The organism is Kribbella ginsengisoli (assembly GCF_039537185.1).
In the GTDB taxonomy this organism is placed as follows: domain Bacteria; phylum Actinomycetota; class Actinomycetes; order Propionibacteriales; family Kribbellaceae; genus Kribbella; species Kribbella koreensis.
The window spans coordinates 571,141-594,436 of record NZ_BAABAA010000007.1 but is presented as its reverse complement, the minus strand read 5'-3'; the positions used below and the strand labels follow the sequence as shown (position 1 = coordinate 594,436).

Genomic DNA, 23,296 nt, shown 5'->3' with positions numbered 1-23,296 from the left:
TCCGCGATCGATACTAAGCTGTCGCCAGACGTTGCGGCAGGGCTCGGGAGGAAAAAGATGAGGCAGCAGGCGCGGATCGTCGACGTGGCCGCGCTCGCCGGGGTGTCCGCAGGGACCGCGTCGAAGGCGCTCAACAACACCGGCCAGCTCAGCCCGGCGACGCGGGAGCGGGTCCGCAGGGCGGCCGAGCAGCTCGGGTTCACGCCGGATACCCGGGGGCGGGCGCTGTCGTCGGGGCGGACGTACACGGTCGCGTTGCTGACCACGGACAGCTCGGGGCGGTTCAGCATCCCGATCATGCGCGGTGTCGAGGACGTGCTGAGCGCGGGTGAGCTGGCGACGATTCTGTGCGATACCCGGGACGATCCGCTGCGGGAGCAGCACTACTTACGGTCGCTGGTCGCCCGGCGGGTCGACGGGATCGTGGTGACCGGCCGGCGTACTGAGCCGCGCGGGCCTATCGACGTACCGCTGCCGGTTGTCTATGCGCTTGCCGCGTCCACTGATCCGGACGACGCGTCGGTGATCGTCGACGACGCCGGCGGCGCGGCATCTGTCGTCACCCACCTGCGAGGGCTCGGGCGCGAGCGGATCGCTCATGTGACCGGTCCGGCCAACCACCGGTCGGCCACTGAGCGGGCTCACGCAGTGATCGAAGCGGCGGGCAGCGCCTTCCTCGGTGAGCCTCTCTACGGTGAGTGGAGCGAGCGCTGGGGCCGCCAGTCGGTCGACCAGCTACTGCGCAGCGCCCCCGACGCCATCACGTGCGGAAGCGATCAGCTGGCCCGTGGTGTCTGCGACCGGCTCCGCGAGCTGGGCAAGTCGGTACCAGTCGACATAGCCGTCACCGGCTACGACAACTGGTCGGTCATGGCCGAGGCGAGCCGTCCGCCGCTGACGACGGTCGACTTGCAACTAGAGGAGCTCGGCCGCCGTACTGCGACCTTGCTGCTCGACGCCATCGCCGGCGACCCGCATCACGGCGTACTGGAACTCCCCACCCACCTGATCCCACGGGAATCGACCCTCGGGATGTCCTAGGCCCAGGGGCCGACGCCCGAGATCTTGTCGACGGTGATGTGCGTGACGTACCCAGCCGGCAGATCGTCACCGGGCAGGAAGTCGGCATCCGGCCCCTGGTAGGTCTTCGCCAGCTCTCGCAACAACGGCACGGCACCACCTTCCGTGATCCGTGCTGTCCCCCTGATCACCAGGTACTCCGTCAGGCCCATCGCATTCTGCCGAGCTGTCTCGATCGACAGCGCGACCCGGCCGTCCCGCCGGATGTTCTGCACCTTGCGGTTGTTGGGCACGTGCGCGGCGACGATCTCGTCCCCGTCCACCCCGACCCAGACCACCGAAACCTGCGGACTCCCATCCGGATTGATCGTCACCAGATGCGCCAGCGCATCCGACTCCAGCAACTCCCGAACACTCCCCGGAATCTCCATGCGGTCAACCTAACCTCGCGGCCGGGTCGGCGACAGGAAAGCGAAGCGCCCCGGCCGATCGGCCGGGGCGCTTCTGCAGTCCGACGGCGCTGGCTTCCGGTCAGCTGGTCGGAGTACGGGGTGTTTCAGCCGTCAAGGCGTCAGCCGAGCCGGGCCTTGAGGTTGTCGAGCTCGAGCTTGAGCGTCGCCGGGACCTTGTCGCCGAGCTTGGTGAACCACTCCTCGATCAGCGGGAGCTCGGCCTTCCACTCCTCCTCGTCGACGTTCAGCGCGACCTGCAGGGCCTCGAGACTGAGGTCCAGGCCGGTGACATCGAGCGCGTCCGCGGCCGGCACGAGGCCGATCGGGGTCTCGACCGCGTCAGCCGTGCCGTCGAGGCGCTCGATGATCCACTTGAGCACCCGGCCGTTCTCGCTGAAGCCCGGCCAGACGAACTTGCCGGCCTCGTCCTTGCGGAACCAGTTGACGTAGAAGATCTTCGGCAGCTTGTCGGCGGCGTGCTCCTTGCCGACGGTCAGCCAGTGGTTCAGGTAGTCGCCGGCGTTGTAGCCGAGGAACGGCAGCATCGCCATCGGGTCGCGGCGGACGACGCCGACCTCGCCGACCGCCGCGGCGGTGGTCTCGGACGACAGCGTCGCACCCATGAAGACACCGTGGTCCCAGTCGCGGGACTGGGTCACCAGCGGCACGGTCGTCGCGCGACGACCGCCGAAGATGATCGCGGAGATCGGTACGCCGTTGGGGTCCTCGTACTCGTCGGCGATGATCGGGCACTGCTTGATCGGTGTGCAGAACCGGCTGTTCGGGTGGCTGCTCAGCTCGCCGGACTCCGGCGTCCACTCGCGGCCCTTCCAGTCGGTCAGGTGGTTCGGCGGGGTCTGCGAGTAGCCCTCCCACCAGACGTCACCGTCGTCGGTCAGCGCGACGTTGGTGAACAGCGAGTTGCCCTTCTCGATCGTGCGCATCGCGTTCGGGTTGGTCTTCCAGCCGGTACCGGGGGCGACGCCGAACAGGCCGAACTCGGGGTTCACGGCGTACAGGCGGCCGTCCTCGCCGAACCGCATCCAGGCGATGTCGTCGCCCAGCGTCTCGACCTCCCAGCCCTCCAGCGTCGGGTCGAGCATGGCCAGGTTGGTCTTGCCGCACGCGCTCGGGAACGCGGCCGCGATGTAGTGGACCTTCTTCTCCGGCGAGATCAGCTTGAGGATCAGCATGTGCTCGGCCAGCCAGCCCTCGTCGCGGGCCATCGCGCTCGCGATCCGCAGCGAGTAGCACTTCTTGCCGAGCAGCGAGTTGCCGCCGTAACCGGAGCCGTACGACCAGATCGTCCGCTCCTCGGGGAACTGGACGATGTACTTCTCGTCGTTGCACGGCCAGGGGACATCCTTCTGACCGGGTGCGAGCGGCGCGCCGACGGAGTGCAGGCAGGGCACGTACTTCGCGTCGGTACCCATCTTCTGCAGGACCTCGGAGCCGGTACGGGCCATGATCCGCATCGACGCGACGACGTACGCCGAATCGGTGATCTCGACGCCGAACATCGGCTTCTCGGCCGTCAGCGGGCCCATGCAGAAGGGGACGACGTACAGGGTCCGGCCGCGCATGCTGCCGCGGTACAGCTCCGTCATCAGCGCCTTCATCTCGGCCGGCGCCATCCAGTTGTTGGTCGGGCCGGCGTCGGCCTCGTCGATCGAACAGATGAACGTGCGCTGCTCGACCCGGGCGACGTCGGAGGGGTCGGTGCGGGCCCAGAACGAGTTCGGCTTCTTCTCGTCGTTGAGCCGGACCAGCGTGCCGCCGGCGATCAGCTCGTCGGTGAGCAGCTTGTACTCCGCGTCCGAGCCGTCGACCCAGTGGATCGCGTCGGGCTGGGTGAGTTCGGCAACCTCGGCAACCCAGGCCAGCAGGCCCTGGTGCTCAGTCGGGGCGTTGCTCAGGTCGTAGGCGCTTGCGCTGGTCGGCGGGCTCTCGACTCTGAGGGCAGTCTCGGTATGGGCAGGGCTGGCGGTTGTCGTCATCGGCGGCTCATTCCCTCTCGCTCGCGATCGTCCCGGCGTTTTGCCCTGGCCCTCGACGCTGAGGTTCGGGTACGACGTCGGCCGCCGGGGTCTCCGGCGGTTCGATTCAGCTGGCTGGCGGTGTGATCTGTCGCATACCAGTACGTCTAGTGGGCGTATACCAGTGTGCAAGTGGTACTAACGGTACGCGACCGGAGCGCGTGTTGAGAACCGGCTGGACGTGAGGACGGTCACAAAATTCCGCCGACAAGGGCTTTCCCAGCAAAAAAGACCGGCCGCGGGGTGCTCACGCGGCCGGTTTGCGGCGGTCAGTGGTCTGAAGCGGCGGACTTACTTGGGCTTGGGGGTAGCTGGGAGTAGTCCTGGGGACGGCAGCGGGGCTGGGCTGACCAGTTGCCCGGGAGCCGGTGGCTGGTCTTTGGCCTCGCCCCCGATGCTGGCGCCGACGGAGTACAGAACGCAGAAGACGGCCAATACGGCCAGTACGGCGATCGCCCTCGCCCACCAGCCCCGGGGCCTGACGTTGATCACTGCACCGGGTGGCGCCGCCTGCGCCACCCATGCCCCAAGTACCTCCTGAAGACTCCCCGCGCCGCCCGGCAAGCTGCCCGTGGGCGGCAATGGGCCGTACTGCTGGGCTAGTTGGCTGCGTACTGCGTCCAGTGAGTCGTCGTCGTTGCCCAGTAGGCCGTCCAGTGGGTCCAGGAGTCGCTCGGCGCCTGACTGCCCTGGCACTAGCTCCGTTACGGCGTATGGGCGGGCCGTGGTGAGGTTAGCGGCCCATAGCGGTGTCTGGTGCTGGTGCGGCTCCAGTGCTGCCATGCGGCTCGCTCTGGTCAACCTCTCGCGGACCTGTGCGTCTGCTGCGCCCTGCTCGCTGAGGATGAGGGCGATGATCTCCATACCGGTGGAGGAGCGCCCGCGCCAGATCTCGGCGAGGGGGTGCTCCAGTAGGCGCTGGTCGAGCTCGTAGCCGGTTAGCTCCGGCGTGCGGTTCACTGGCTCTCCCAGATGGCCCGGTCGGCCAGTACCTGGGCAGCCTGCTGCGCCGTCGCCGGGTCGATCGGGTGGGCGGAGTAGTCGACCTGGACGGTTAGGTCCGCTCGGTAGACGAGCACTGCGACTCGAGCGTCCTGGCCGACGTGCTTGTCCACCTTGGTGGGGTACGGGCGGTCGGGGACGGTTGGCCACGGCTTGCGGGCGAAGGCCTGTTTGGCGACTTCCAGTGGGGTGGATGGTGGCTGGCCTGGGCCCGCTTCGCGGCCGGCGTACGGGGTGATCCTGATCTTGATCGACGCGGCCGAGAAGGTCGGCTGGGTCTGCTCGGGGACGTCGATCGCGCAGGTGATCTCGGTGATGCCCAGCTGGGTGAACGCTTTGACGGTCGTGGCTTTGGGCAACAAAGTTGAGATGTCACCGAGTCGGGCGCAGAGGTCCTTCGGGAGAAGGCGTGCCGGTTGGACGTCTGCCGGCCGGACGGGTTTGCCGACGGCGATGCCGATGCCCAGGCCGGCGACGGCGGCGACGCCGCATGCGATCGCAGTACCGCGAACAAGTGCACTGGCCACGCAGCGTTTCTCCCTTTTCTGTCCCCCGGATCTCGCCTTTGACGCTCGGGGGATGGTCCTGGTTCCTGCTTATGCTGCGACGGTGACCTCCTTCCCGGACATCGTCGTCGGCGCGCCCGGCGATGGCGAAGTACTCGAGTTGCCCTTCGGCGTCTTCACCGTGCGGATCTCGGGTTCGCAGACTGGTGGCGCTTTGTCCGTGGTCGAGTCGGTGCTCTCCGCCGGTGCGTTGGGGGCGGCGCCGCATGTCCATCACGGGCATGAGGAGTATTTCCTGGTGACCGATGGCGAGGTCACGTTCGACACGGCGGACGGCGTACTGGCTGTTGGCGCGGGTGGTTCCGTGGCGGTGCCGCGGGGGCAGGCGCATGGGTACCGGAACGCGAGCAGCTCGGTGGCTCGGTTGACGACCCTGTTCACGCCAGCCGGCTACGAGAACTACTTCCGGGCGGTCGCTTCGGCTGCCGCGTCCGGAGTGGAGATCACGCCCTCGCTGCTGAACGAGTTGCGGGCTGAACAGCGGACGACACCTGCTGAGTTCTGACCCTTTCGGCAGGCTTTGGGGAATACCATCCCGGCATGGATCTTGGGGATTTGCTGGGTGGACGTGACCTCGGCGATGTGAAAAAGGCCGTCGGATTCGTGCTGGACAACTCCGACGACTTCGACAAACTCCTGAAGCTGGTCAAGGGCCTGCCCGACGACGCACTCGGCTTCATCGGCCGCCTCCCGGACCTGATGAAAACGATCGGTACCGGCCTGGCCGAAGCCGGCGAACAGGCAGCCAAAGCCGCCGGCGCCCTGGTCGGCGACGACGGCGAAGGCGGCGCCCGCAAGGCCCTGACCGGCAGCGCCAACACGATGAACTCCGCCAAGGACAAGCTCCACGATGCCGCAGGCATGCTGGCTGGCCTGGCCGGCGAACTCGACAAGATCCCCGGCATCGGCGACGCCGCCGCCAAGCGCCTCAACGACGGCAGCGGCTCCATCGGCGGCGTAGCCACCGAAATCGAAAGCCTGGCCGGCAACCTCCAAGACCTCTCCGGCATCCTCGCCTCGGTCGGCGAAGCCCTCTCCGGCCTAGGCGAAAAACTCACCGACTCCGGCACCTCCGTAAAAACCCTCCTCAACTAACGCCCGTACGCCGTACCCATAGACCCCGGTACGCCGTACCCATAGACCCCGGTACGCCGCACCAACCACCCCGCGCACCGCGCGCACCCCGCACCGAACCCACCCGCGCCACCAACGCCGAACCCACGAGCGCCACCTCACCCGACCCACCGCCGCCCGGGCCGACCCACCCGCGCCACGCTCACCCAGCCCACCGGCGACCTCGGGCCGACCCACCGCCGACACCCTCGCCACCCCGCCCACGACACCCTCCCGAAGCCCCCCCAGGGAGCCGATTGGCACCCACCCCCACCCCGCGTGTATCGTTACCCTTCGTTGTCCGGCGCTCGTAGCTCAACGGATAGAGCATCTGACTACGGATCAGAAGGTTGGGGGTTCGAATCCCTCCGAGCGCGTCAGCAAAACCCCAGGTCACCAGGTGGATGACCTGGGGTTTTGTCATTCCGGGGTGCTGTGATTCCCCCACGCGGCCCCCACTACGCGGGCTCCTCCGTCACCCGCTCCGCGGACCGCTCCCACCCACCCTGGGCGCGCGTGCTGCGCCCGCTTATCAACAGCACCCTGACCCCGTCACCTCGTAGTCGGTGAGCGGCTCCCACGGCCGGGTACTCCCGCTCCCGCGGCCCGCCACCCCGACAGGCAGAACTGCAGTGCCCTCGGTGGTTCTTCACGAGTGCCAAGTGCATTGCCCCCGGCGATGGCCTCCCGACTGCGGGATGACGGGCGGCCGCCCCTCCGCTGGGCGAGCGCCTCCATCGATGGTCATCACGGCCCGCCCTCTCATGTGCCACGATCTCGGCCATGTCCTATGACCTCGCAGTATGGGAAGGCGACCGCCCTGCTAGCAATGAGGAAGCCGCCGCGACCTTTCAAGCCTTGTATGAGAAGTACGTTGAGGACGAGGAAGACACCCACCCCTCACCTCGCCTCACCGCCTACGTCGAGGCGCTCCTCGCACGCTGGCCAGACATCACCGAAGAGGCTGGCGATGAGAGCCCTTGGGCGAGTGGTCCCCTTGTTGAGGAGATTGTCGGTCCGTTCATGTACTTCCCAATGGGGTGGAGCAGATCCGAGGAAGCCAGCGCCTTCGCCGCTGACGTTGCCCACGCACATGGGCTCGTCTGCTACGACCCGCAAATGGAACGACTCCGGCCATAGCAGCTCAGCCCGCGCGTACCCATACGGTCAAGCGGTTGGCGGACTCGCCAGTGAGCAGCTCGGCAAGGGACTTGCTAGCGGGCCTTGCTATCAGGGTCCTCGGATCGGACCGAACGGCCGTGGACATTCTGTGGTTCGGCACCTGCGTCGAGGCATGCAGTTGCCAGCGGCGGACAGTGCGGAATCGACCACGGGGTCAGAAGGTTGGGGTTTGAATCCCCTCCGAGCACGTCAGCAAAACCCCAGATCACCAGGTGGATGACCTGGGGTTTTGTCATTCCGCCGACTGTGGTTCTCCCCACGCGGCCCACTACGCGGGCTCCTCCGTCACCCGCTCCGCGGACCGCTCCCACCCACCCTGGGCGCGCGTGCTGCGCCCGCTTGATCGACTGCACACCGGCCCCCGTCATCACGTCCCGAGTGCGACTCTCCGAGAATTGGGCACCCACGCCGCCGCGGTGACGTTGATTCTGCTGACTCTCATCGTGAGTTTGGACAGCTGGCTCTGTAGGCCAAGAAGAGATGGCGAGTTGTACCGGCAGCGCGCTGACCGGTTCGGGCACGCTTGCCAGTAGGTACCTACGGTGACGACTCCTAACAGCCTTCCCGCCGAAGGAACCGGACTTGGCCAGGGCCCCTCCAGGACACTCTTGCCTAGGCGAACCCGCTCTGACCTCGCACCTACTCCGGATCCATGTCGGCCAAGCGGCGTAGGTATGACTAATGCCAAGGTCGGGTTCCTGAACATGCGCGGGCGATTCGCTCCGATGTGGCGAGAAAAGACCAGGCCGACGACCACGACCGGATCGGGTCATTACGGCTGGCTGTGCTAAGCCGATCTAGGCCGCACGCGACCAGCGGGCTCCCATAAATGCAGCGCTAACGGATATCGCGTAACTATCCCCAGCTGATGGTCTATTCCTCACTCGAGCAGTCGAGCAGTCGAGCAGTCGAAGGCGCGGATCGGACTCGTGGTGGCAGGTAGCGCTAGGCAGTCAGAGCGTCTGCCCGAACCGTCGACACCTGAGGACCGGCTCTGTACGCTAAGTCACCTTGGGGAGGTGGGATGTGAGGTGGCGGCTTTCGCCGGGGGGCGCGGCACTGCGTGCGATCTGTTTGGCTCTCGTGGGCAACATGGCAACTGGAACTGTCGATTTCAAAGGGGCCTGGTGGCCGATCGTCACCTGGTCGACGGTGGCGATTCTGGCTGCCATCATCGTGGCGTCGGAGATTCGTTCCGGTAGTTGGCGACAGCCTAGTGACCGAGACAGTCTGGAATCTGCGGCAGACGAGCTGGCCGCTGCTGTGAAAGAGCAGTGGGGAGCCGAGGTACGCCGGCGGCAACTCAATGATCCGTATCCCCTTCCGGTTCGATGGCAGGCGGAGTCCAGCGGACTCGGGGTGCGTCTCGAGGATGCGCGACGTCTCGCTACGGAGGGGGCGGGATGGCCGGCTCGACCAGATGGTTTGAGGTGGGCAACCAGGGACACCGAGCTGGCCGGTTCGGGAGTCGGACTCGCCCAGACCCTTGACCTGGTGCCGACCAGACGTCTCATCTTGCTCGGTCGACCAGGTGCTGGGAAAACCATGCTGCTAGTGCGACTGTTGCTCGACCTGCTGAGGAAAGACAAGAGATCGCCTGGCGCCCCAGTGCCGCTGCTCGTCTCCATCGCGTCGTGGGATCCGTCCAGCGAGAGCCTCCACGCCTGGCTGGCTGCGCGATTGGTCGTCGACTACCAGGCTTTGGCGCGCCAGTTGCCAGCTCGCGGTGGCCGCGCGAGGAGGACCCTTGCCCAGGCCATGATCGACGAGGGCCTGATCATGATGCTGCTCGACGGACTCGACGAGATTCCAGAGCGATCTCGCAGGTTGGCAATCCAGCACATCAATGAGATCACCACCGCGGGCGAGCCCTATGTCCTCACCAGCCGCGTGGGCAGCTACCGAGAGACGGTCCGCCCGCCTGGTGGTACTGAGTTGCAACTCAGTGGCGCCGTTGCAATCGATCTCGAGCCGGTCACCAACCGCGAGGTCATTGAGTACTTGCGCAAGAGTTCGGGCGGCGTCAATGCGGCCGCGCGCTGGGATGTTGTAGACGATGCTCTGAGAGCAGATCCGGCGGGACCGCTGGCGAAATGTATGACGACCCCATTGATGGCGTCACTCGCCAGGACGATCTATAACCCGCGTAGTGGTGAGACGACGGACGCTGTGCCTGATCCCGCTGCATTGCTGAGCGCACGTTCGAACGAAGAGATAGAGCGCCATCTCTTCGATGGGTATGTTCCTGCCGCGTACCGCCCGCACCCCTCGTGGGAGACTCGATGGTCGGTGGCAAAGGCGCAGCGATGGCTCGGGTATCTCGCGTTCCATCTCGAGACCGATCAACATGGCCAGCCCGATCTGGCCTGGTGGCGGTTGCGCACCAGGCCGGTAGACAGAACGAAACGGCAGATCCTCGCCATTGCAGTGCTGTGCTCTCTGCTGTCAGGTCTCGCAGCCGGTGCCTTATATGGCAGCGCCTATCGCTCCGTCGACATCGCGATCTCGATCGGTTTCCGTGTGGCCTGCGTTGCGGGTGCAACTTTTGGTGTGACTCATTGGCTGACGGGCAGACTCAGCGCCTCATTGAGCAGCGTCCTGATTGGTGGACTAGCTGGCGGGCTTGCGGCCGACCTTGTCGGCAACGTCAGTGAAGGTTCCGGCTCGCCGCTTGATCTCGTCATGGCGGCCGGCGTGGCCGCAGGGCTCACGAGCCGTTTGCGCCGCACTGTCCCCACTGGACTCAGGGCAGGATTGGTCGCAGGAAGTGCCGCGTCACTGTCGTATCTAGTTTCAGCCCTTGCGATCGGCCTGATCCAGGACCCATTCGGTGGCTCGATGGATACAGCTCGATACTGGCTCGATGCGATCAGATACTACGGCTTGGCCACGGGTGTCCTGGTAGGTGCAGTCAGCTCTTTGGCCAAGGCATCTGCGGACAGAGCGGACGGAATCAACGTCCTCCAGCGGGCGCGCGGTTGGCGACGGTTCCGATCCAACCCTGTCGTTGTTGGCGTCTTAACCTTGGTTGTGAGCGGTTTCCTGATCGGAATGATCGACTGGCTGCCCTGGAGGTATGACTACTCACCTTTATACATACCAGCGGATGGATTGTTGCTGGCGCTCGCGGTATCCATCACAATCCATCTTGCGAATGCTTTGCGGCGTCCACCTGGCGAATCCATTGTCGTCTCGTGGTGGCGAAATAACCCGCTCATCTGGGGCGTCTTAGCGCTTGCTTTCACTGTGCTGTTATCCATGGGTTATCACGAAAGCTTACTCCCAGAGACGTCCGAATTTGCCATATCGCTACTGGTAGGCCTCGCGGCTGCTGTAGCTGTGATGCTCGCGAACAAGGCCGCAGATGGTCCGCGCCGAATTGGGCCGCGTAGGGCCGCAGGGTACATCATTGCAACTACCGCCGCAGCTGGGATTGCGGTCATGGTTATTGGGATCGCGCAAAGCGAATTTGTGGACGGGTTGACGTTTGGAGTGGAAGTATCGCTCCTGTATTCTCTCGCGTTGACTATCGGAGTGCGGAGAACGAACTTGCATAAGTATTCCGCGCCTTCTGCTGTCGGGCGAATTTGGACCGCATTGCCCGCGATCGGTGTGGGCTATGCGTTGTTCTATGCGCTGACATATCGGATCGATTTCGGCCTAGCTGCCGGATTGGTAGCCTGCCTTGCCATAGAACTCGCTGCGCGCCTGACGCTGCCTGTGTTGCCCGCGTCGAGTTTGCGTCTCAGCAGTACTGGCGTGCTGCTGGGGCTGTTGACGGCGGTCGTGGTCGCCATATTCCTTGGCGAGAGGTATGCCGGTACGACCGTTCTGAGTATCTGCTGCGTGATCGGTGGGGCCGCGGCGGTGGTCTACGGCTTGGATACTCCGCGGGACATCAGTCCGATCACGGATCCCTCCCGGTTGCTCCGACGGGATCGGCTGACCTGTGCCGTCGTGACAGTGGCGATTGCAGTTGCCCTGGGGGTGGCTGTCGGATTGACGGCAGGAGAGGGGGAAACCTTCAATTTGTGGACAGGTCTGCTCGGCACCGGCACGTACGGACTCGCCCTCGGACTGACGGTCGCGGCGGGGCGGACAGCGTGGCCGCAATATGTCCTAGTGCGGTTCAAGCTTGCGATCGGTCGTTATACGCCTTGGCAGTTGATGAGTTTCCTGGCTGACGCACACATGAAGCACGGTGTGCTGCGGCAGAACGGCGCCACTTACCAGTTTCGTCACCTAGATCTTCAGCGACGACTGGCGGCGCCTTGGGCCGAAGAGTCTGGCCGCTCGCTGACCAGTCACCCGCGAGGCGCTGGACTCGGCCAGGACGCAGTTGATCGGCCCTGACATAGCGTTGTCGAAGTGGCCGATCGGGGTAGGAAAGGGGTACACCAGGCCGGATATCGCCGAGTTAGGTGGGTGAGGCTGATCGCGGGCGGAGGCGTTGGGGACGAACCCAAGCTGACGTAATGCCGCCCCACCCTTGCCACTTGGATGAGGGGGCGGAAGCGATTTCCTTCGGGGGTTGCCGGGCCGGCCTACGTGGCAACGGGTTGTCGGTCGTGGGGCCTGTCGCTAGGACGTTGGCTATCGCTGCTCGAGGAGGGTGGTTAGTAGGGATCTGGCTTTGGGGCCGTAGGTGGCGGCGTTGGATAGGTGGGTGAAGGCTCGGGTGTAGGCGGCTAGTTCGTCTGGTTGGGTGATGTTTAGGACTGCGGTGAAGAGTTCGACCAGGGCGAGGGTGTTGTCGTAGAGGTGGAAGCCGTGGATGGGGGCGGCTGGTAGTGGGGTGGTGAAGGGGATGATGCCTACCCGGATTGTGGGGAGGGTTGTTAGGGCGATTAGGTGGCCTAGTTGGCCGGCCATTACGTCGGGTGGGCATAGGCGGTAGTGGAGTACTGCTTCGGTTATGACGAAGTGGAATTGTTGGTCGCCTCGGTGGAGGATTTGTTGGCGGGCCATGCGGGCGGCGATGGCTTCTTCGACCTCGGTGTCGGACTTGGGGGCGGCTCGGTCGTTGTCGCCGGGGTCGCCTTCGGCGAAGCGGTAGCGGGCGTACTCGGCGGTTTGCAGGAGGCCGGGGACGAAGCAGGGTTCGAAGTTTCGGGTGAGTTTGGTTTTGGCTTCGATGTCGGCGATCGAGCGTTGCCTTGCGGGGAGGCCGTTGCGGAACATTCGGCGGTGTTCGACGTACTGCTGCTCGAGGGAGCGCAGGGACGCTACGAGTTCGGCGGTCAGTGCCTCGCGGTTGCAGGCTCGGGCCCAGAGTTCTAGGTCTGTGTCGGATGGGGTTTGGCGGCCGGCTTCGATCTTCGAGATCTTTGAGGGGACCCAGTTGGTGAGCTTGGCCAGGTCGCGGCCGGAGAGGTGGGCGTCCAGCCGCAGCTCTCGGAGGCGGTTGCCGAGGGACTCGCGCGCTCGTTGGAAACTGGACACCCAGGCTCGCTTTACTTGTTGATGTTCTGCTTGCTGAGGAACTCGTCGTCGTACTTGCCGAGGTACGCCGTTCGAGGCAGCGCGTGGTGCCGAGCGACGTCTCGATAGTGCGCGTGCTCGACGATGATCGCGGGGTCGCTGATCACGTCGGCACCGAGTAGGACATCACGGTCGTCGAAGCGAAGGATGCACATCTTGTGCGAGTCGAGGAGCCAGTAGTCGTACTCCGGCAGGCCGAGCTCCGTTGCCCGGTCGCGGGACAAGTACCGGATGTCTTCTCCGGCGGCGACGTTGAGGCGCGACAGATTCAGGCCGAATCGCGTGTAGTCCGACCATGGTTCCGACACGACTCGTACTCGCTCGATGCGCTGGCCTTCGAGTGTCCGCCGGAGGATGAGGCCCATCCAGTCTTCCATCCACGAGTCGTCCGCCGGCTCGCGCGCGAGGAAGCGGCGGACGTGCTCGGCCTCGCCTGGGTCGGCGTACGTATCTCGTACTTCGAGTCGGTACGCCGTGTGTTGGTAGCTGCGGGCGAACTGGACGAACTCAGGACCCTTTGCGACGAAGGTCCCTTCGGTCACGCCGTCCTACCGTTGTGGTGGGCAACGATCAGGTCCGCCAGGTTCTTGGTGATGATCACGGCGTCCTCGCCATCGGGGAAGTTGACCAACTGAGCGCGGGCGTCGGCGCTGGTCAGCTTGTAGCCCTGGACGATGTAGCGACCGTCTTCGGTGGCGTAGAACGATGGGCAACCGTCCTTGCCTGACTCCGGATCGGTAGCGAGGTGCTCAAGGTGCTTCGGCTGGTCCATGCGGGTCTCCTTGGCAACTGAGGTGGCTGAGGTTGCTCATTCAGCGTGATGCGCGATCGAGAAACAGTCAACGTCTTCGCGAGAAATCTGGAGCAACTTTCTTCCATGGTGTGTAGCGGGATCTCTAGCGTCGTGCTCATCCCAACTGGACCAGCTCCCGAGTGGAGAGACGATGAGCAGCCAGACCGAGATTCTCGCCCAGGTACGGCTTGTCCTGGATGAGCAGCAACCGGCCGAGCTGACGATTCGTGCCATCCGGCGCTTACTGGACAGACCACGTCGGCATGAGATGGACGAGGACACCGAGCACGGCTGGCCAGTACTGCGCGCGAGCGAAGTACCGGCTCGTTACTGGGAGATGGTGGACCGAGCTGGGCCAAGTGGTCTGCCATGACGGCGACGTCCGCCAAGCCTTTCGCGGTCGCTTACATCGGAGCCGGCCTGGTTGCGACGGATTCTGAGCTGCATGGGCTCAGAGCTGCAATCGCCGAGTTCGCAGTACGGGGAGGCTTCATCCTCTTCATGACGTACGTGGAGGACGTGGGCACTGCGGCCAGTGCGTTCGGTGAACTGGTTTCGGATGTCTGGAGGGACGACGTGCGAACAGTCATCATGCCGAGCGTGGTTCACCTTGCCACGCTCGGCGACCCGCTGGTGTTGAAGGCGCACCTGGAACGCCACATCGGCGGGAAGGTGCTCTTCGTCAATCCCGTCACATGATCGACGGACCGTACGTGCGGGCTACTCCGGTTTGCGGGTGAAGACTCGTTTGGCTACTGAGGCGGTGCCTAGGGCGGCGAAGAGGGATACGAAGATTACTGAGGGGATGGTGCTGTAGCTCGAGTCGACGCTGTGGAAGGTTGCGTTGCCGCCGTAGATGCCGACGAAGAGGACGGCCAGCCACATCGCGGCGATCGCTACCGTGGCCCACATCTCGCGGACGAGGATGCGGGATGTCCAATCGGTGCGAGGGGACCGGGGCGGAGAGGACTGGTCTTGCATGGTTGTTGTCATGATTGCCTCCTAGTGCTCCACTCCTAATCTGGTCCGGGGGCCGAGCCGGTCGTAGAGCCGGAGGTCAGTCATCACGTGGGTAGAAAGGCCTGCGCTTGCCGCGGCTCAACCCCGCCCCGTGGGCGCTCAGGGGTTCGCGTCGGTGTGGCGTAGGCGCAGGTGGCCTAGGAGGAGAGCGGTGGTGGACCAGGCAAGCATGATGACTACCGAGGAGGTGTGGGTGAAGCCTCGGTCGGTTGGTTCGCCGTTCAGGAGGAAGACCGCGCGTGAGCCGGGTAATAGGTCGGCGATGGTCGTCAGCCAGTGGTAGCCGAACTGGGGGAGGACAAGCGGGAGCAGGAGGATCAGTAGGAAGATCGCGACGAGGCTGCCTGCGGTGTTGCGCAGTATGAAGCCGAGGCCGGCCGCGAGGGCGGTGCCCGCGGCGAATACGAAGGCAATGGTCGCGAGGGTGTCGATGCCTTCGGCAAGCGGGAGGCCGAGGAGTGGGTGGGCGCCGGTGAAGGCGGCCAGGGCGGAGGCTAGGGCTAGCAGTGTGCCTAGGACGGTTGCGGTTCCGACTGTGACGAGGGTGCGTGCGAGGAAGAGGATCGTGCGGCGGGGTGTCCACTGGAGGGTTGGGATGATGCCGCCGGTGGCGTAGTCGGAGGTCACTGCGGTGAGGACTAGGGCCAGGAAGAGGAACAGGGCCGGTAGGACGGTGAAGTGCGCGGCGGTCCAGGCTGTGGCGTCCGGCGGTGGGGGCGAGTCGCCGCCTGCGTCCAAGCCGGCGACGGCGCCGAGGGCAACCATGATCGAGGCGGATACGGCGAGGAACCACCAGGTGGCTTTGACGGTCCAGAGTCGGAGCCACTCGGCGCTGCAGGCGCGTGCGAAGACCTGTAGACCGGTGACCGGAGGAGTTTGGGTCTTCATGGTGTTACCTCGGCGGGGCGGCCGTGGTAGTCGACGGTGTCGCCGGTCAGCTCGATGAATGCTTCCTCTAGGGATTGCTGGACATCCGAGAGGTGATGGAGCGGTACGCCGAACTTGTGGGCCAGCTCGCCAACCTCTTCGGCCGTCCGGTCCTCGACCTGGAGGTCCTGGCCATCGAGCTGCGAAGCGATGAAGCCGCGCTCCTCTAGGTGTCTGAGCAGCTGGACCGGCTGTGGGGTGCGTACGAGTACCTGACGGCGCCCGAGGCCGTTGAGGATCTCCGCCGTGGTCGCGTCGGCGATCAGCCGGCCACGACCGATGACGACCAGGCGATCGGCCGTCTGCTCCATCTCGCTCATCAGGTGACTGGAGACCAGGACGGTACGGCCGTCGTCGGCCAGCCGGCGCAACAGGTCGCGGATCCAGCGGACCCCATCGAGGTCCAGTCCGTTGATCGGCTCGTCGAACAGCAGGACCCGCGGATCGCCCAGCAGCGCCGCCGCGATCCCGAGCCGCTGGCGCATGCCGAGCGAGTAGCCCTTGATCCGGCGCCGGGCCGCACCATCGAGTCCGACCTGCTCGATCACCTCTTCGACCCGGCGCAGCGGGAGGCCGTTCGTCCGGGCCGCCACCCGGAGATGGCCGCGCCCAGTACGGCCGGAGTGCACCGAGCCGGGATCCAGCAGCGCGCCGACTTCACGCAGCGGTTCGGCGTACGCCGCGAACGGTCGCCCGTTCACCAGCACCTCCCCGGAGCTGGGCCGATCGAGCCCGAGGATGATCCGCATCGTCGTCGACTTGCCCGCGCCGTTCGGGCCGAGGAATCCGGTCACCTTGCCCGGCTCGACGTCGAAGCTCAGATCGTCGACGGCCAGCACCTCGCCGTACCGCTTGGTCACCCCACGGAGCCGGATCATGCCGCGACCCTAGGAGCTCCGGTGGGCAGGATGTGCGGACGAGTTGCGAAGATTCTGTGCAGATCGGGTCGGCGTCTGCGGGGTCAGGCGAGCCAGGAGGCGTAGAAGATTCCGAGGCCCAGTGCCACCGAGATTCCGGCGATGATCCAGAACCGGATCACCACGGTGACCTCGTCCCAGCCCAGGTGTTCGAAGTGGTGGTGGATGGGGGTGATCCGGAAGATGCGGCGGCCGGTTCCGGTGAGTCGCCTGGTCAGTTTGAAGGTGATCATCTGGAGCAGGACGGACAGCGTCTCGAGGACGAACAGTCCGGCGATGACGATCAGCAGAAGCTCGGTACGGGACATGATCGCCAGCCCGGCCAGGGCGCCGCCGATGGCGAGCGAGCCGACGTCGCCCATCATGATCCGGGCGGGCTTGGCATTCCACCAGAGGAAGCCGACACATGCCGCGGCGAGGGCGGTCGCGAAGACCGCGAGGTCGAGAGGGTCGCGCACCTGGTAGCACTGGGACTCCACGACTTCGGGCCGCGAGGAGCCGCACAGCTGGTTGTTCTGCCAGATGTTCACGATCGTGTACGCGCCGAAGATCAGCGCCGAGGAGCCGGCCAGCAGGCCGTCGGCACCGTCGGTGAGGTTGGCGCCGTTGGAGGTTGCGGCGACGATGAACCAGATCACCAGCAGGATCACGACCAGGGGCAGCTTGATTCCCCAGTCGTGGGTGATGGAGAGGTACTGCGAAGCCGGCCGGACACCGCGGTCGTCGGCGAAGAACTGCGTCGCCAGGACTCCGAAGACGAGCGCGATCAGCGTCTGACCTGCCATCTTGGCCCGGCCGCTCAGACCCTGGTTGTTCTGGGTGTAGACCTTGATGAAGTCGTCGAGGAAGCCGATCACGCCGCAGCCGAGGAACAGCAACATCAGGAGCCAGGCGCTGGTACTGGGCCGCCCGCCGGTCAGGATCGTTGCCGCCAGGTACGCCGCGGCGGCGCTAAGCAGGATCACCAGACCGCCCATGGTCGGCGTACCGCGCTTGACGTGATGGGTGGTCGGCCCGTCGTGCCTGATCGGCTGGCCGAAGCCGTGCCGGACGAACCACCCGATCGCGATGCGGGTCCCCAATAGCGAGCAGATCACCGCAAGCGCGCCGCTCAGCAGTACCGCCCGCACAAACGGTCAGCCCCTTTCGGCCGGTCGAGGTGGTCGTCTCGCGTGCCCATTCTGGGGGGTACGAGAGTCAGGCAGCCGGTTGAACACGGTGAGCTGCAGGTTCCTGCAGACTGTGGGGATGGAGCTTCGAGAGGAACTTCCGGGTGATGACCAGGCTGTGCGGGAGGTTCACCTGCAGGCGTTCGGCGATCATGGCGGTGTTGTTGCTGAGCTGGCTGGCGCCTTGAGGGAGACCAGTGGTCTTTCGTTGGTCGCTGAGCAGGACGGCCGGGTGGTGGGGCATGTGATGTTCAGCGGCAGTTTGCTGGATGCGGCTCGGCGGTTGGTCGAGGTGCAGGTGCTGAGCCCGGTGGGTGTGAGGCCTGAGGTTCAGCGGCGCGGTATCGGGGCGGCGCTGATTCGGCACGGGCTCGAGATCCTTGGGAGACGAGGGGTTCCGCTGGTGTGGTTGGAGGGGGATCCGGGGTACTACTCGCAGCTCGGGTTCCAGGCCGGGGGCGGGCTGGGGTTCCGGCGGCCGTCGTTGCGTATCCCTGAGGGTGCCTTCCAGGTCGTCAGGCTTCCGGCGTACGAGCCCTGGATGACGGGGACGCTTGTTTATCCGGATGCGTTCTGGCGGCATGATGCGGTTGGGCTGCGTGATCCCGACGCCTAGTCAGGGCGAGGAACAGTCCGGCGGTGATGCAGGCTGCGGCGGCGCCGAGGATGAGAGGCCGGTAGCCGGTGATGGCGGTCAGGGCGGCTGCGGCGAGTGGGGCTGTGGCGCGGCTGATGGTGGTGGGGGTGCCGAGAATGCCGGCGATGGTGGCGTAGCCCTCGTCGCCATAGCGGTCGAGCAGGATGGCGGGGGTTGCGATCGAGGCGACGCCGAAGCCGAGGCCGAAGAGAATCAGGCTGATGGCCGCGCCGGTGACTGTGCTTCCGATGAAGGGAAGTAGGGCGATGGCGACGCCTTGCAGGGTGATGATGCCGGCGGCGACGAGTGTGATGGGTAGCAAGCGTTTGGCCACGGTGGTGATGATGCGGCCGGTGACCGACAGCAGGCCCAGCAGGCCGGTCAGTGTTGCGGCGACGGTTGGTGAGTGGCCGAGTTGGGTCAGGTAGGTGACGAGGTGGACGACCATGACGGCGAGGGCCGCGCTGTGCAGGATGAAGGCGCAGGCGATCAGCCAGAATCCGGCGTCGCGTAGTACTCGGGCAGGTGACCTCGGTACGTGGTGAGTGCCCGTCGGCGTTGCTGGACGGGTATGGCGGAGTCCCACCGCGTGCAAAGGCACGGTGATCAGGGCGACGACGGCGGCCAGGACGACCAAGGCGTTGCGCCATCCGTAGGCGTGGATGAGCTGGCCGGTGAGTGGGATGAAGATCGAGCTGGCGAAGCCTGCCACGAGGGTGATGCCGAGCAGGGCATTGCCTCGCTTCGCAGGTGCGGTGACGGCGACGATGATGGCGAAGGCCGGCTGGTAGAGGACCATCGCCGAGGCGGCGCCGATTGCCACGAAGACGGCGTAGAGCTGGGCTGGTGTTCGGATTTGCGACCAGGCGAGGACGGCAACGGTCGCCACGAGCGAGCCGGCGGTCATGACTCCATGGCCACCGCGGGCGTCGAGCCAGCGGCCGACGGGGATGGCCATGGCGGCGCTGACGAGTACTGCGGTGGTGAGTGCTCCGGTGGCTGTGGTGGTGGAGATCCGGAGATCGCGGGTCATCGGGGCGAGGAGTGCGCTGAAGGCGTAGTACAGCACGCCGTAGCCGATGGTGGTGGTGATGGCGAGCACTGCGACGACGTCGCGACGCTGTCCGTTGCGGCGATCGCCAGTGCCCGAGGCGATCGCCGCAGCGGGGTGGTTCATCAGTTGCAGCAGCTCGACTGGTTCGTTGGGGCGTTGTCGATGACGGTCAGCAGGCCGCCGCTGATGCCGGTGGCCAGGCCGCGTCCGGCTGGTGCGGAGATCTCGACGGCTTGTGGGGCGGGGCCGCAGCATCCGCCGGCTGCCTCGTCGTTGGAGTCGCCGTACGCGAGGTTGGAGGAGCAGACGCCGGTTTCGGGGAGGTCGAGTTGGACGTCCCGTGCGGCTTCCCAGTCGCCGGCTAGGGCGGCTACGACCGAGCGGGCCTGTTCGTAGCCGGTGGCGAGGAGGAAGGTTGGGGCTCGGCCGTAGGACTTCGCGCCGATCGCGTAGTAGCGGGGTTCGGGGTGGGCTAGTTCGTCGGCGCCGTGCGGCGGTACGGTCCCGCAGGAGTGCTGGTTCGGGTCGATCAGCGGGGCGAGGGCTCGGGTGGATCCCATGATGGAGTCCAGGTCCAGGCGTAGCTCGCTGACCATGTCGTGGTCGGGGCGGAAGCCGGTGGCGTTGACCACGGTGTCGGCGATGACGCTTCGTTCGCCGGCGGTCAGCTCGACCCTCCCGTCTGCGGTACGGGTGGCGGCTTCGATGCGGAAGTTGCTGGTCAGCTCGACTTTGCCGGACTGGACGAGCCTCTTCAGTCGGGTGCCCAGGGCGCCGCGGGCGGGGAGTTCGTCGGACTCGCCGCCTCCGTAGGTACGGGCTTGGTTGGAGTTGCGTACTACCCAGACGATCTCGGTGCCGGGTACCTGTTCGGCGAGTTCGCCAAGGTCCAGGAGGGTTGTGGAGGCGGAGTGGCCGGCGCCGACTACCGCGGTACGGCGTCCTGCGAAGCGGTCTCGGTCTCGGCCCAGTACGTCGGGGAGCGCGTGGGCAATGCTGTCGGTGATGTCGGATTCGCCGCGGGCCGGGATGCCGGAGCCGCCGAGGACGTTCGGGCGGCGCCAGGTGCCGGTGGCGTCGATGACGGCTGAGGCGAGGAGCTCGGTACCGTCGGCGAGGCGGATCAGGAACGGTGCTTGCTCGCGGCCCGCAGTACGGAGGCGGTCGTAGCCGACTCGGGTCACCGCTGTGACAGCTGCGTTGTAGCGGATGCGATCGGTCAGCTCGGGAGTCTTGACGAGTGGGGCGAGGTAGGAGTCGATCAGGTCGCCGCCGGTCGGGAGCTTGGCGAGATCGGGCTCGATCCAGCCGGACTGCTCGAGCAGGCGGCGGGCGGCGCTGTCGATGTCGTAGCGCCAGGGGCTGAACAGCTTCACGTGCCGCCACTCCTCGATCGCGGCGGCGACGGTGGGGCCGGACTCCAGTACGAGGAAGTCCAGGCCGCGCTCGGCTAGGTGGGCGGCGGCGGCCAGGCCGACTGGGCCCGCGCCGATGACCACGACCGGTCCCGCCGGTGCGGCAACGGTGGCGGGGTTCTGCTCGCTCACGGTCGATCTCCTGTCTCGATGTTCGTCTAATCAGTGATGTCCACCTTGCCTCTTGATTCGATAGGAGTCAAGATAGATGTATGTCTAAACAGAAGATCGCCGTTCAGGTCGCCGGGGGTTGCTGTGCGCCGATCTCTGAGGCGGCTCTGGATGCTGAGGGTGCAGCTGAGGGGGCGGCGGTGTTCAAGGCGCTGGCCGATCCGATTCGGCTCCGGCTGATGTCGATGATCGCGTCCGCCGACGGCGAGAGCTGTGTGTGCGATCTGACCCCGCCGTTCGATGTGAGTGGTCCGACCATCTCGCATCATCTGCGGGTACTACGTGAGGCTGGTCTGGTGGACTGCGAACGGCGCGGCACCTGGGTCTACTACTGGCCGGTGCGTGAGCGGTTGCAATGGATCTCCGCCCTGCTCGCCACGCCGGCCAGCGCGTCGGCTTAGCTGCCGGCGGTTTGACTCCCTGAAATACCTCAGTGATCATTGAGTCAATGGACGCTGAGCGATCGACCTTGACTGAGCGAGCGCGGATTCACGCCGCGCTCGGGGACCCGGCGCGGCTGGCGATCGTCGACACCTTGGTTGCCGGTGATGCCGCTCCCGGTGAGCTGGGGGCGGTACTGGATCTGCCGACGAACCTCATCGCCCATCACTTGAAGGTGCTCGAGGAGGCCGGCCTGGTTGCGCGTTCCCGGTCTGAGGGTGATCGCCGGCGTACGTACGTGCGGCTGGTGACCGAGGCGCTGGAGTCCGTGGTCACCCCCTCGCTGGCGACGCCGCCGCGAGTGGTCTTCGTCTGTACGCACAACTCCGCTCGCTCACAGTTGGCCGCGTCGATCTGGTCGCGCCGCAGCCACATCCCGGCTCTGTCGGCTGGTACTCAACCTGCTGCCAAGCCGAATCCCCGCGCCGTCCGGGTCGCCCGCAAGCACGGTCTTGATCCGGCTGGGTGGCGGACGGCCCACGTGCGTGACGTGGTCGAGCGAGACGACCTCGTCGTTGCGGTGTGCGACATCGCGTACGAGCACCTCCCGGCCGAGTCGCGGCCGCGACTGCACTGGGCCGTGCCGGATCCCGCGGCGGTCGACACCGACGCGGCGTTCGAGGCCGCGTACGCCGAGATCGCCGGCCGGATCGACCGGTTGGCGCCTGTTCTTTCGCACGATGAGTCGGTGGGGCGCAGGTGAGCAACGCGGCGGTGTTGTGGCGACGAGTGGTCGCGGAAGCAGTTGGTACCGGGCTATTGGTGACTGTTGTCGTCGGGTCGGGCATTGCGGCGTCTTCGTTGTCGCCGGGGGATGTCGGGTTGCAGTTGTTGGAGAACTCGTTTGCTACGGCGCTCGGACTCGGAGTGCTGATCCTGATGTTGGGGCCGGTGTCCGGGGCGCACTTCAACCCGGTCGTGTCGGCTGTCGACTGGTGGCTTGGGCGGCGTACCGGCGCGGGACTGACGTCGCGAGAGCTGACTGCCTATGTTCCTGCCCAGATCGTCGGTGCCATCGCCGGAGCCGTGCTGGCGAACCTCATGTACGCCAAGGCCGCTGTGTCCTGGTCGACCACCGATCGCAGTACCGGGCATCTCTGGCTCGGTGAGATCGTCGCCACGGCCGGACTCATAGTGCTGATCTTCGCGCTCGGGTGGTCCGGTCGCGCAGCGGTCGCGCCGGCAGCCGTGGGGGCCTACATCGGCGCGGCGTACTGGTTCACGTCGTCGACGTCGTTCGCCAATCCCGCGGTGAGCATCGGCCGTGCCTTCAGCGACACCTTCGCGGGAATCGCGCCCGGATCCCTGGTGGGGTTCGTCGTCGCGCAACTCTTCGGTGCGGTCGTTGGAGTCGGCTTGCTGGCGATCCTGTACCCGGATGCCGGCCGGGCCGCCGACGAAATCGTCACCCCACACACCGACACCACAACTACTGGAGCAACCACGTGAGCAAGCCAGTTGTCCTGTTCGTTTGCGTCCACAACGCCGGCCGGTCCCAGATGGCTGCTGGGTGGCTTCGTCATTTGGCGGGAGACAGTGTTGAGGTGCGGTCGGCGGGGTCGGAGCCGCGCGATCAGATCAATCCTGTTGCTGTTGAGGCGATGCGGGAGGTTGGTGTCGACATCACTGGCGCGGTGCCGCAGCTCCTCGAGACCGAAGCGGTTCGCGGGAGCGATGTCGTCATCACCATGGGCTGTGGCGATGCGTGCCCGATCTTTCCTGGTAAGCGTTACGAGGACTGGGAACTCACCGATCCGGCCGGCCGGCCGATCGAGGTCGTACGCCAGGTGCGTGACGAGATTCGCGGTCGCGTCGAGAAGCTTGTCGGCGAACTCCAGAGCAGCTGACTACCGACGTCCGGCCCAGACGGTCGTCCGGCCGTGGTTCGGAAGCACCATGT

Annotated in this window: 25 protein-coding genes and 1 tRNA gene; 13 read left to right on the top strand and 13 right to left on the bottom strand. The window is 65.8% G+C overall.

Annotated features, from left to right (window positions below; all coding sequences use genetic code 11):
• Positions 1–57 precede the first annotated feature (57 nt).
• The gene (locus ABD768_RS26275; RefSeq protein ID WP_343966982.1) at positions 58–1,041 is read left to right on the top strand and encodes a LacI family DNA-binding transcriptional regulator; all 984 of its coding nucleotides are present in this window, start codon (positions 58–60) and stop codon (positions 1,039–1,041) included.
• Here ABD768_RS26275 and ABD768_RS26270 read toward each other — a convergent pair.
• From ABD768_RS26270 to ABD768_RS26255, 4 genes are all read right to left on the bottom strand, one after another.
• Complete coding sequence (locus ABD768_RS26270) at positions 1,038–1,451, bottom strand: PPOX class F420-dependent oxidoreductase (protein ID WP_344844949.1); 414 nt, start codon at positions 1,449–1,451, stop codon at positions 1,038–1,040. The two genes, ABD768_RS26275 and ABD768_RS26270, sit on opposite strands and share 4 nt — an antisense overlap.
• A 140-nt stretch (positions 1,452–1,591) precedes the next feature.
• Positions 1,592–3,469 (bottom strand): phosphoenolpyruvate carboxykinase (GTP), encoded by a 1,878-nt coding sequence (locus tag ABD768_RS26265; RefSeq protein WP_344844946.1) that lies wholly within the window; start codon positions 3,467–3,469, stop codon positions 1,592–1,594.
• 330 nt (positions 3,470–3,799) lie between these two features.
• A complete protein-coding gene (locus ABD768_RS26260) occupies positions 3,800–4,468 on the bottom strand; it encodes a hypothetical protein (RefSeq protein WP_344844943.1) in 669 nt (222 codons plus the stop codon).
• The gene (locus ABD768_RS26255) at positions 4,465–5,037 is read right to left on the bottom strand and encodes a hypothetical protein (protein WP_344844941.1); all 573 of its coding nucleotides are present in this window, start codon (positions 5,035–5,037) and stop codon (positions 4,465–4,467) included. Before ABD768_RS26255 ends, ABD768_RS26260 begins: the two co-directional genes overlap by 4 nt.
• Positions 5,038–5,119: 82 nt before the next feature.
• Here ABD768_RS26255 and ABD768_RS26250 point away from each other — a divergent pair, with 82 nt between their 5' ends.
• The 5 genes from ABD768_RS26250 to ABD768_RS26230 all read left to right on the top strand — a co-directional run bounded on the left by ABD768_RS26250 (position 5,120) and on the right by ABD768_RS26230 (position 11,724).
• Positions 5,120–5,581 (top strand): cupin domain-containing protein, encoded by a 462-nt coding sequence (locus ABD768_RS26250; RefSeq protein WP_344844939.1) that lies wholly within the window; start codon positions 5,120–5,122, stop codon positions 5,579–5,581.
• Positions 5,582–5,616: 35 nt separating this feature from the next.
• Complete coding sequence (locus tag ABD768_RS26245; RefSeq protein WP_343966993.1) at positions 5,617–6,171, top strand: hypothetical protein; 555 nt, start codon at positions 5,617–5,619, stop codon at positions 6,169–6,171.
• A gap of 322 nt (positions 6,172–6,493) precedes the next feature.
• Positions 6,494–6,566, top strand: a tRNA-Arg gene (locus ABD768_RS26240).
• Positions 6,567–6,972: 406 nt separating this feature from the next.
• The gene (locus ABD768_RS26235) at positions 6,973–7,329 is read left to right on the top strand and encodes a hypothetical protein (RefSeq protein WP_344844937.1); all 357 of its coding nucleotides are present in this window, start codon (positions 6,973–6,975) and stop codon (positions 7,327–7,329) included.
• A 1,134-nt stretch (positions 7,330–8,463) separates the two neighbouring features.
• Positions 8,464–11,724, top strand: a complete 3,261-nt coding sequence (locus ABD768_RS26230) for an NACHT domain-containing protein (RefSeq protein ID WP_344844935.1) — start codon at positions 8,464–8,466, stop codon at positions 11,722–11,724.
• 240 nt (positions 11,725–11,964) lie between these two features.
• Here ABD768_RS26230 and ABD768_RS26225 read toward each other — a convergent pair whose 3' ends face one another.
• Genes ABD768_RS26225 through ABD768_RS26215 form a run of 3 tightly spaced genes read right to left on the bottom strand, consistent with a single transcriptional unit; the run spans position 11,965 to position 13,624 of the window.
• Positions 11,965–12,813, bottom strand: a complete 849-nt coding sequence (locus ABD768_RS26225) for a helix-turn-helix domain-containing protein (RefSeq protein WP_344844932.1) — start codon at positions 12,811–12,813, stop codon at positions 11,965–11,967.
• Between the two features lie 11 nt (positions 12,814–12,824).
• Positions 12,825–13,394, bottom strand: coding sequence for a DUF6879 family protein (locus ABD768_RS26220; protein WP_344844929.1), 570 nt, complete (start codon positions 13,392–13,394; stop codon positions 12,825–12,827).
• Positions 13,391–13,624, bottom strand: a complete 234-nt coding sequence (locus ABD768_RS26215) for a hypothetical protein (RefSeq protein ID WP_344844926.1) — start codon at positions 13,622–13,624, stop codon at positions 13,391–13,393. The genes ABD768_RS26220 and ABD768_RS26215 overlap by 4 nt, the downstream gene beginning before the upstream one ends.
• Before the next feature lie 172 nt (positions 13,625–13,796).
• Between ABD768_RS26215 and ABD768_RS26210 the strand changes: the two genes are divergently transcribed.
• Positions 13,797–14,018, top strand: coding sequence for a hypothetical protein (locus tag ABD768_RS26210; protein ID WP_344844924.1), 222 nt, complete (start codon positions 13,797–13,799; stop codon positions 14,016–14,018).
• Positions 14,015–14,344, top strand: coding sequence for a hypothetical protein (locus tag ABD768_RS26205; protein WP_344844921.1), 330 nt, complete (start codon positions 14,015–14,017; stop codon positions 14,342–14,344). Before ABD768_RS26210 ends, ABD768_RS26205 begins: the two co-directional genes overlap by 4 nt.
• Before the next feature lie 21 nt (positions 14,345–14,365).
• On the opposite strand, the gene ABD768_RS26200 is transcribed toward ABD768_RS26205, so the two are convergent.
• From ABD768_RS26200 to mraY, 4 genes are all read right to left on the bottom strand, one after another.
• The gene (locus ABD768_RS26200) at positions 14,366–14,638 is read right to left on the bottom strand and encodes a hypothetical protein (RefSeq protein WP_344844918.1); all 273 of its coding nucleotides are present in this window, start codon (positions 14,636–14,638) and stop codon (positions 14,366–14,368) included.
• Positions 14,639–14,764: 126 nt separating this feature from the next.
• Positions 14,765–15,553: a hypothetical protein gene (locus ABD768_RS26195; RefSeq protein WP_344844916.1), complete on the bottom strand. Its 789-nt coding sequence runs from the start codon at positions 15,551–15,553 to the stop codon at positions 14,765–14,767.
• Positions 15,550–16,470, bottom strand: coding sequence for an ABC transporter ATP-binding protein (locus ABD768_RS26190; protein ID WP_344844913.1), 921 nt, complete (start codon positions 16,468–16,470; stop codon positions 15,550–15,552). The genes ABD768_RS26195 and ABD768_RS26190 overlap by 4 nt, the downstream gene beginning before the upstream one ends.
• Before the next feature lie 83 nt (positions 16,471–16,553).
• The gene (gene mraY / locus ABD768_RS26185; protein ID WP_344844910.1) at positions 16,554–17,639 is read right to left on the bottom strand and encodes a phospho-N-acetylmuramoyl-pentapeptide-transferase; all 1,086 of its coding nucleotides are present in this window, start codon (positions 17,637–17,639) and stop codon (positions 16,554–16,556) included.
• A 118-nt stretch (positions 17,640–17,757) separates the two neighbouring features.
• Between mraY and ABD768_RS26180 the strand changes: the two genes are divergently transcribed.
• A complete protein-coding gene (locus tag ABD768_RS26180; protein WP_344844907.1) occupies positions 17,758–18,294 on the top strand; it encodes a GNAT family N-acetyltransferase in 537 nt (178 codons plus the stop codon).
• On the opposite strand, the gene ABD768_RS26175 is transcribed toward ABD768_RS26180, so the two are convergent.
• Together ABD768_RS26175 and ABD768_RS26170 are read right to left on the bottom strand one after the other, a co-directional pair.
• Positions 18,194–19,492, bottom strand: coding sequence for an MFS transporter (locus tag ABD768_RS26175; RefSeq protein ID WP_344844906.1), 1,299 nt, complete (start codon positions 19,490–19,492; stop codon positions 18,194–18,196). The genes ABD768_RS26180 and ABD768_RS26175 overlap by 101 nt on opposite strands.
• Positions 19,492–20,916, bottom strand: coding sequence for an FAD-dependent oxidoreductase (locus ABD768_RS26170; RefSeq protein ID WP_343967008.1), 1,425 nt, complete (start codon positions 20,914–20,916; stop codon positions 19,492–19,494). The genes ABD768_RS26175 and ABD768_RS26170 overlap by 1 nt, the downstream gene beginning before the upstream one ends.
• Before the next feature lie 80 nt (positions 20,917–20,996).
• Between ABD768_RS26170 and ABD768_RS26165 the strand changes: the two genes are divergently transcribed.
• The 4 genes from ABD768_RS26165 to ABD768_RS26150 are packed head-to-tail and all read left to right on the top strand — an operon-like array spanning position 20,997 to position 23,243.
• Positions 20,997–21,356, top strand: a complete 360-nt coding sequence (locus ABD768_RS26165) for an ArsR/SmtB family transcription factor (RefSeq protein ID WP_343967010.1) — start codon at positions 20,997–20,999, stop codon at positions 21,354–21,356.
• 47 nt (positions 21,357–21,403) lie between these two features.
• Positions 21,404–22,099 carry an arsenate reductase/protein-tyrosine-phosphatase family protein gene (locus ABD768_RS26160; RefSeq protein ID WP_344844904.1) on the top strand — a complete coding sequence of 232 codons (696 nt, stop codon included), beginning with the start codon at positions 21,404–21,406 and terminating at the stop codon, positions 22,097–22,099.
• A complete protein-coding gene (locus ABD768_RS26155; protein ID WP_343967016.1) occupies positions 22,096–22,845 on the top strand; it encodes an aquaporin in 750 nt (249 codons plus the stop codon). The genes ABD768_RS26160 and ABD768_RS26155 overlap by 4 nt, the downstream gene beginning before the upstream one ends.
• Complete coding sequence (locus ABD768_RS26150) at positions 22,842–23,243, top strand: arsenate reductase ArsC (RefSeq protein WP_343967019.1); 402 nt, start codon at positions 22,842–22,844, stop codon at positions 23,241–23,243. Before ABD768_RS26155 ends, ABD768_RS26150 begins: the two co-directional genes overlap by 4 nt.
• Positions 23,244–23,296 lie beyond the last annotated feature (53 nt).

What these genes read in the sequence shown, in the direction of transcription:
- ABD768_RS26275 (WP_343966982.1), top strand. Translation starts at nt 58, where the DNA reads ATGAGGCAGCAGGCGCGGATCGTCGACGTGGCCGCGCTCGCCGGGGTG.
- ABD768_RS26270 (WP_344844949.1), bottom strand. Translation starts at nt 1,451, where the DNA reads ATGGAGATTCCGGGGAGTGTTCGGGAGTTGCTGGAGTCGGATGCGCTG.
- ABD768_RS26265 (WP_344844946.1), bottom strand. Translation starts at nt 3,469, where the DNA reads ATGACGACAACCGCCAGCCCTGCCCATACCGAGACTGCCCTCAGAGTC.
- ABD768_RS26245 (WP_343966993.1), top strand. Translation starts at nt 5,617, where the DNA reads ATGGATCTTGGGGATTTGCTGGGTGGACGTGACCTCGGCGATGTGAAA.
- ABD768_RS26235 (WP_344844937.1), top strand. Translation starts at nt 6,973, where the DNA reads ATGTCCTATGACCTCGCAGTATGGGAAGGCGACCGCCCTGCTAGCAAT.
- ABD768_RS26230 (WP_344844935.1), top strand. Translation starts at nt 8,464, where the DNA reads ATGGCAACTGGAACTGTCGATTTCAAAGGGGCCTGGTGGCCGATCGTC.
- ABD768_RS26215 (WP_344844926.1), bottom strand. Translation starts at nt 13,624, where the DNA reads ATGGACCAGCCGAAGCACCTTGAGCACCTCGCTACCGATCCGGAGTCA.
- ABD768_RS26210 (WP_344844924.1), top strand. Translation starts at nt 13,797, where the DNA reads ATGAGCAGCCAGACCGAGATTCTCGCCCAGGTACGGCTTGTCCTGGAT.
- ABD768_RS26205 (WP_344844921.1), top strand. Translation starts at nt 14,015, where the DNA reads ATGACGGCGACGTCCGCCAAGCCTTTCGCGGTCGCTTACATCGGAGCC.
- ABD768_RS26200 (WP_344844918.1), bottom strand. Translation starts at nt 14,638, where the DNA reads ATGACAACAACCATGCAAGACCAGTCCTCTCCGCCCCGGTCCCCTCGC.
- ABD768_RS26195 (WP_344844916.1), bottom strand. Translation starts at nt 15,553, where the DNA reads ATGAAGACCCAAACTCCTCCGGTCACCGGTCTACAGGTCTTCGCACGC.
- ABD768_RS26190 (WP_344844913.1), bottom strand. Translation starts at nt 16,470, where the DNA reads ATGATCCGGCTCCGTGGGGTGACCAAGCGGTACGGCGAGGTGCTGGCC.
- ABD768_RS26180 (WP_344844907.1), top strand. Translation starts at nt 17,758, where the DNA reads ATGGAGCTTCGAGAGGAACTTCCGGGTGATGACCAGGCTGTGCGGGAG.
- ABD768_RS26175 (WP_344844906.1), bottom strand. Translation starts at nt 19,492, where the DNA reads ATGAACCACCCCGCTGCGGCGATCGCCTCGGGCACTGGCGATCGCCGC.
- ABD768_RS26165 (WP_343967010.1), top strand. Translation starts at nt 20,997, where the DNA reads ATGTCTAAACAGAAGATCGCCGTTCAGGTCGCCGGGGGTTGCTGTGCG.
- ABD768_RS26160 (WP_344844904.1), top strand. Translation starts at nt 21,404, where the DNA reads ATGGACGCTGAGCGATCGACCTTGACTGAGCGAGCGCGGATTCACGCC.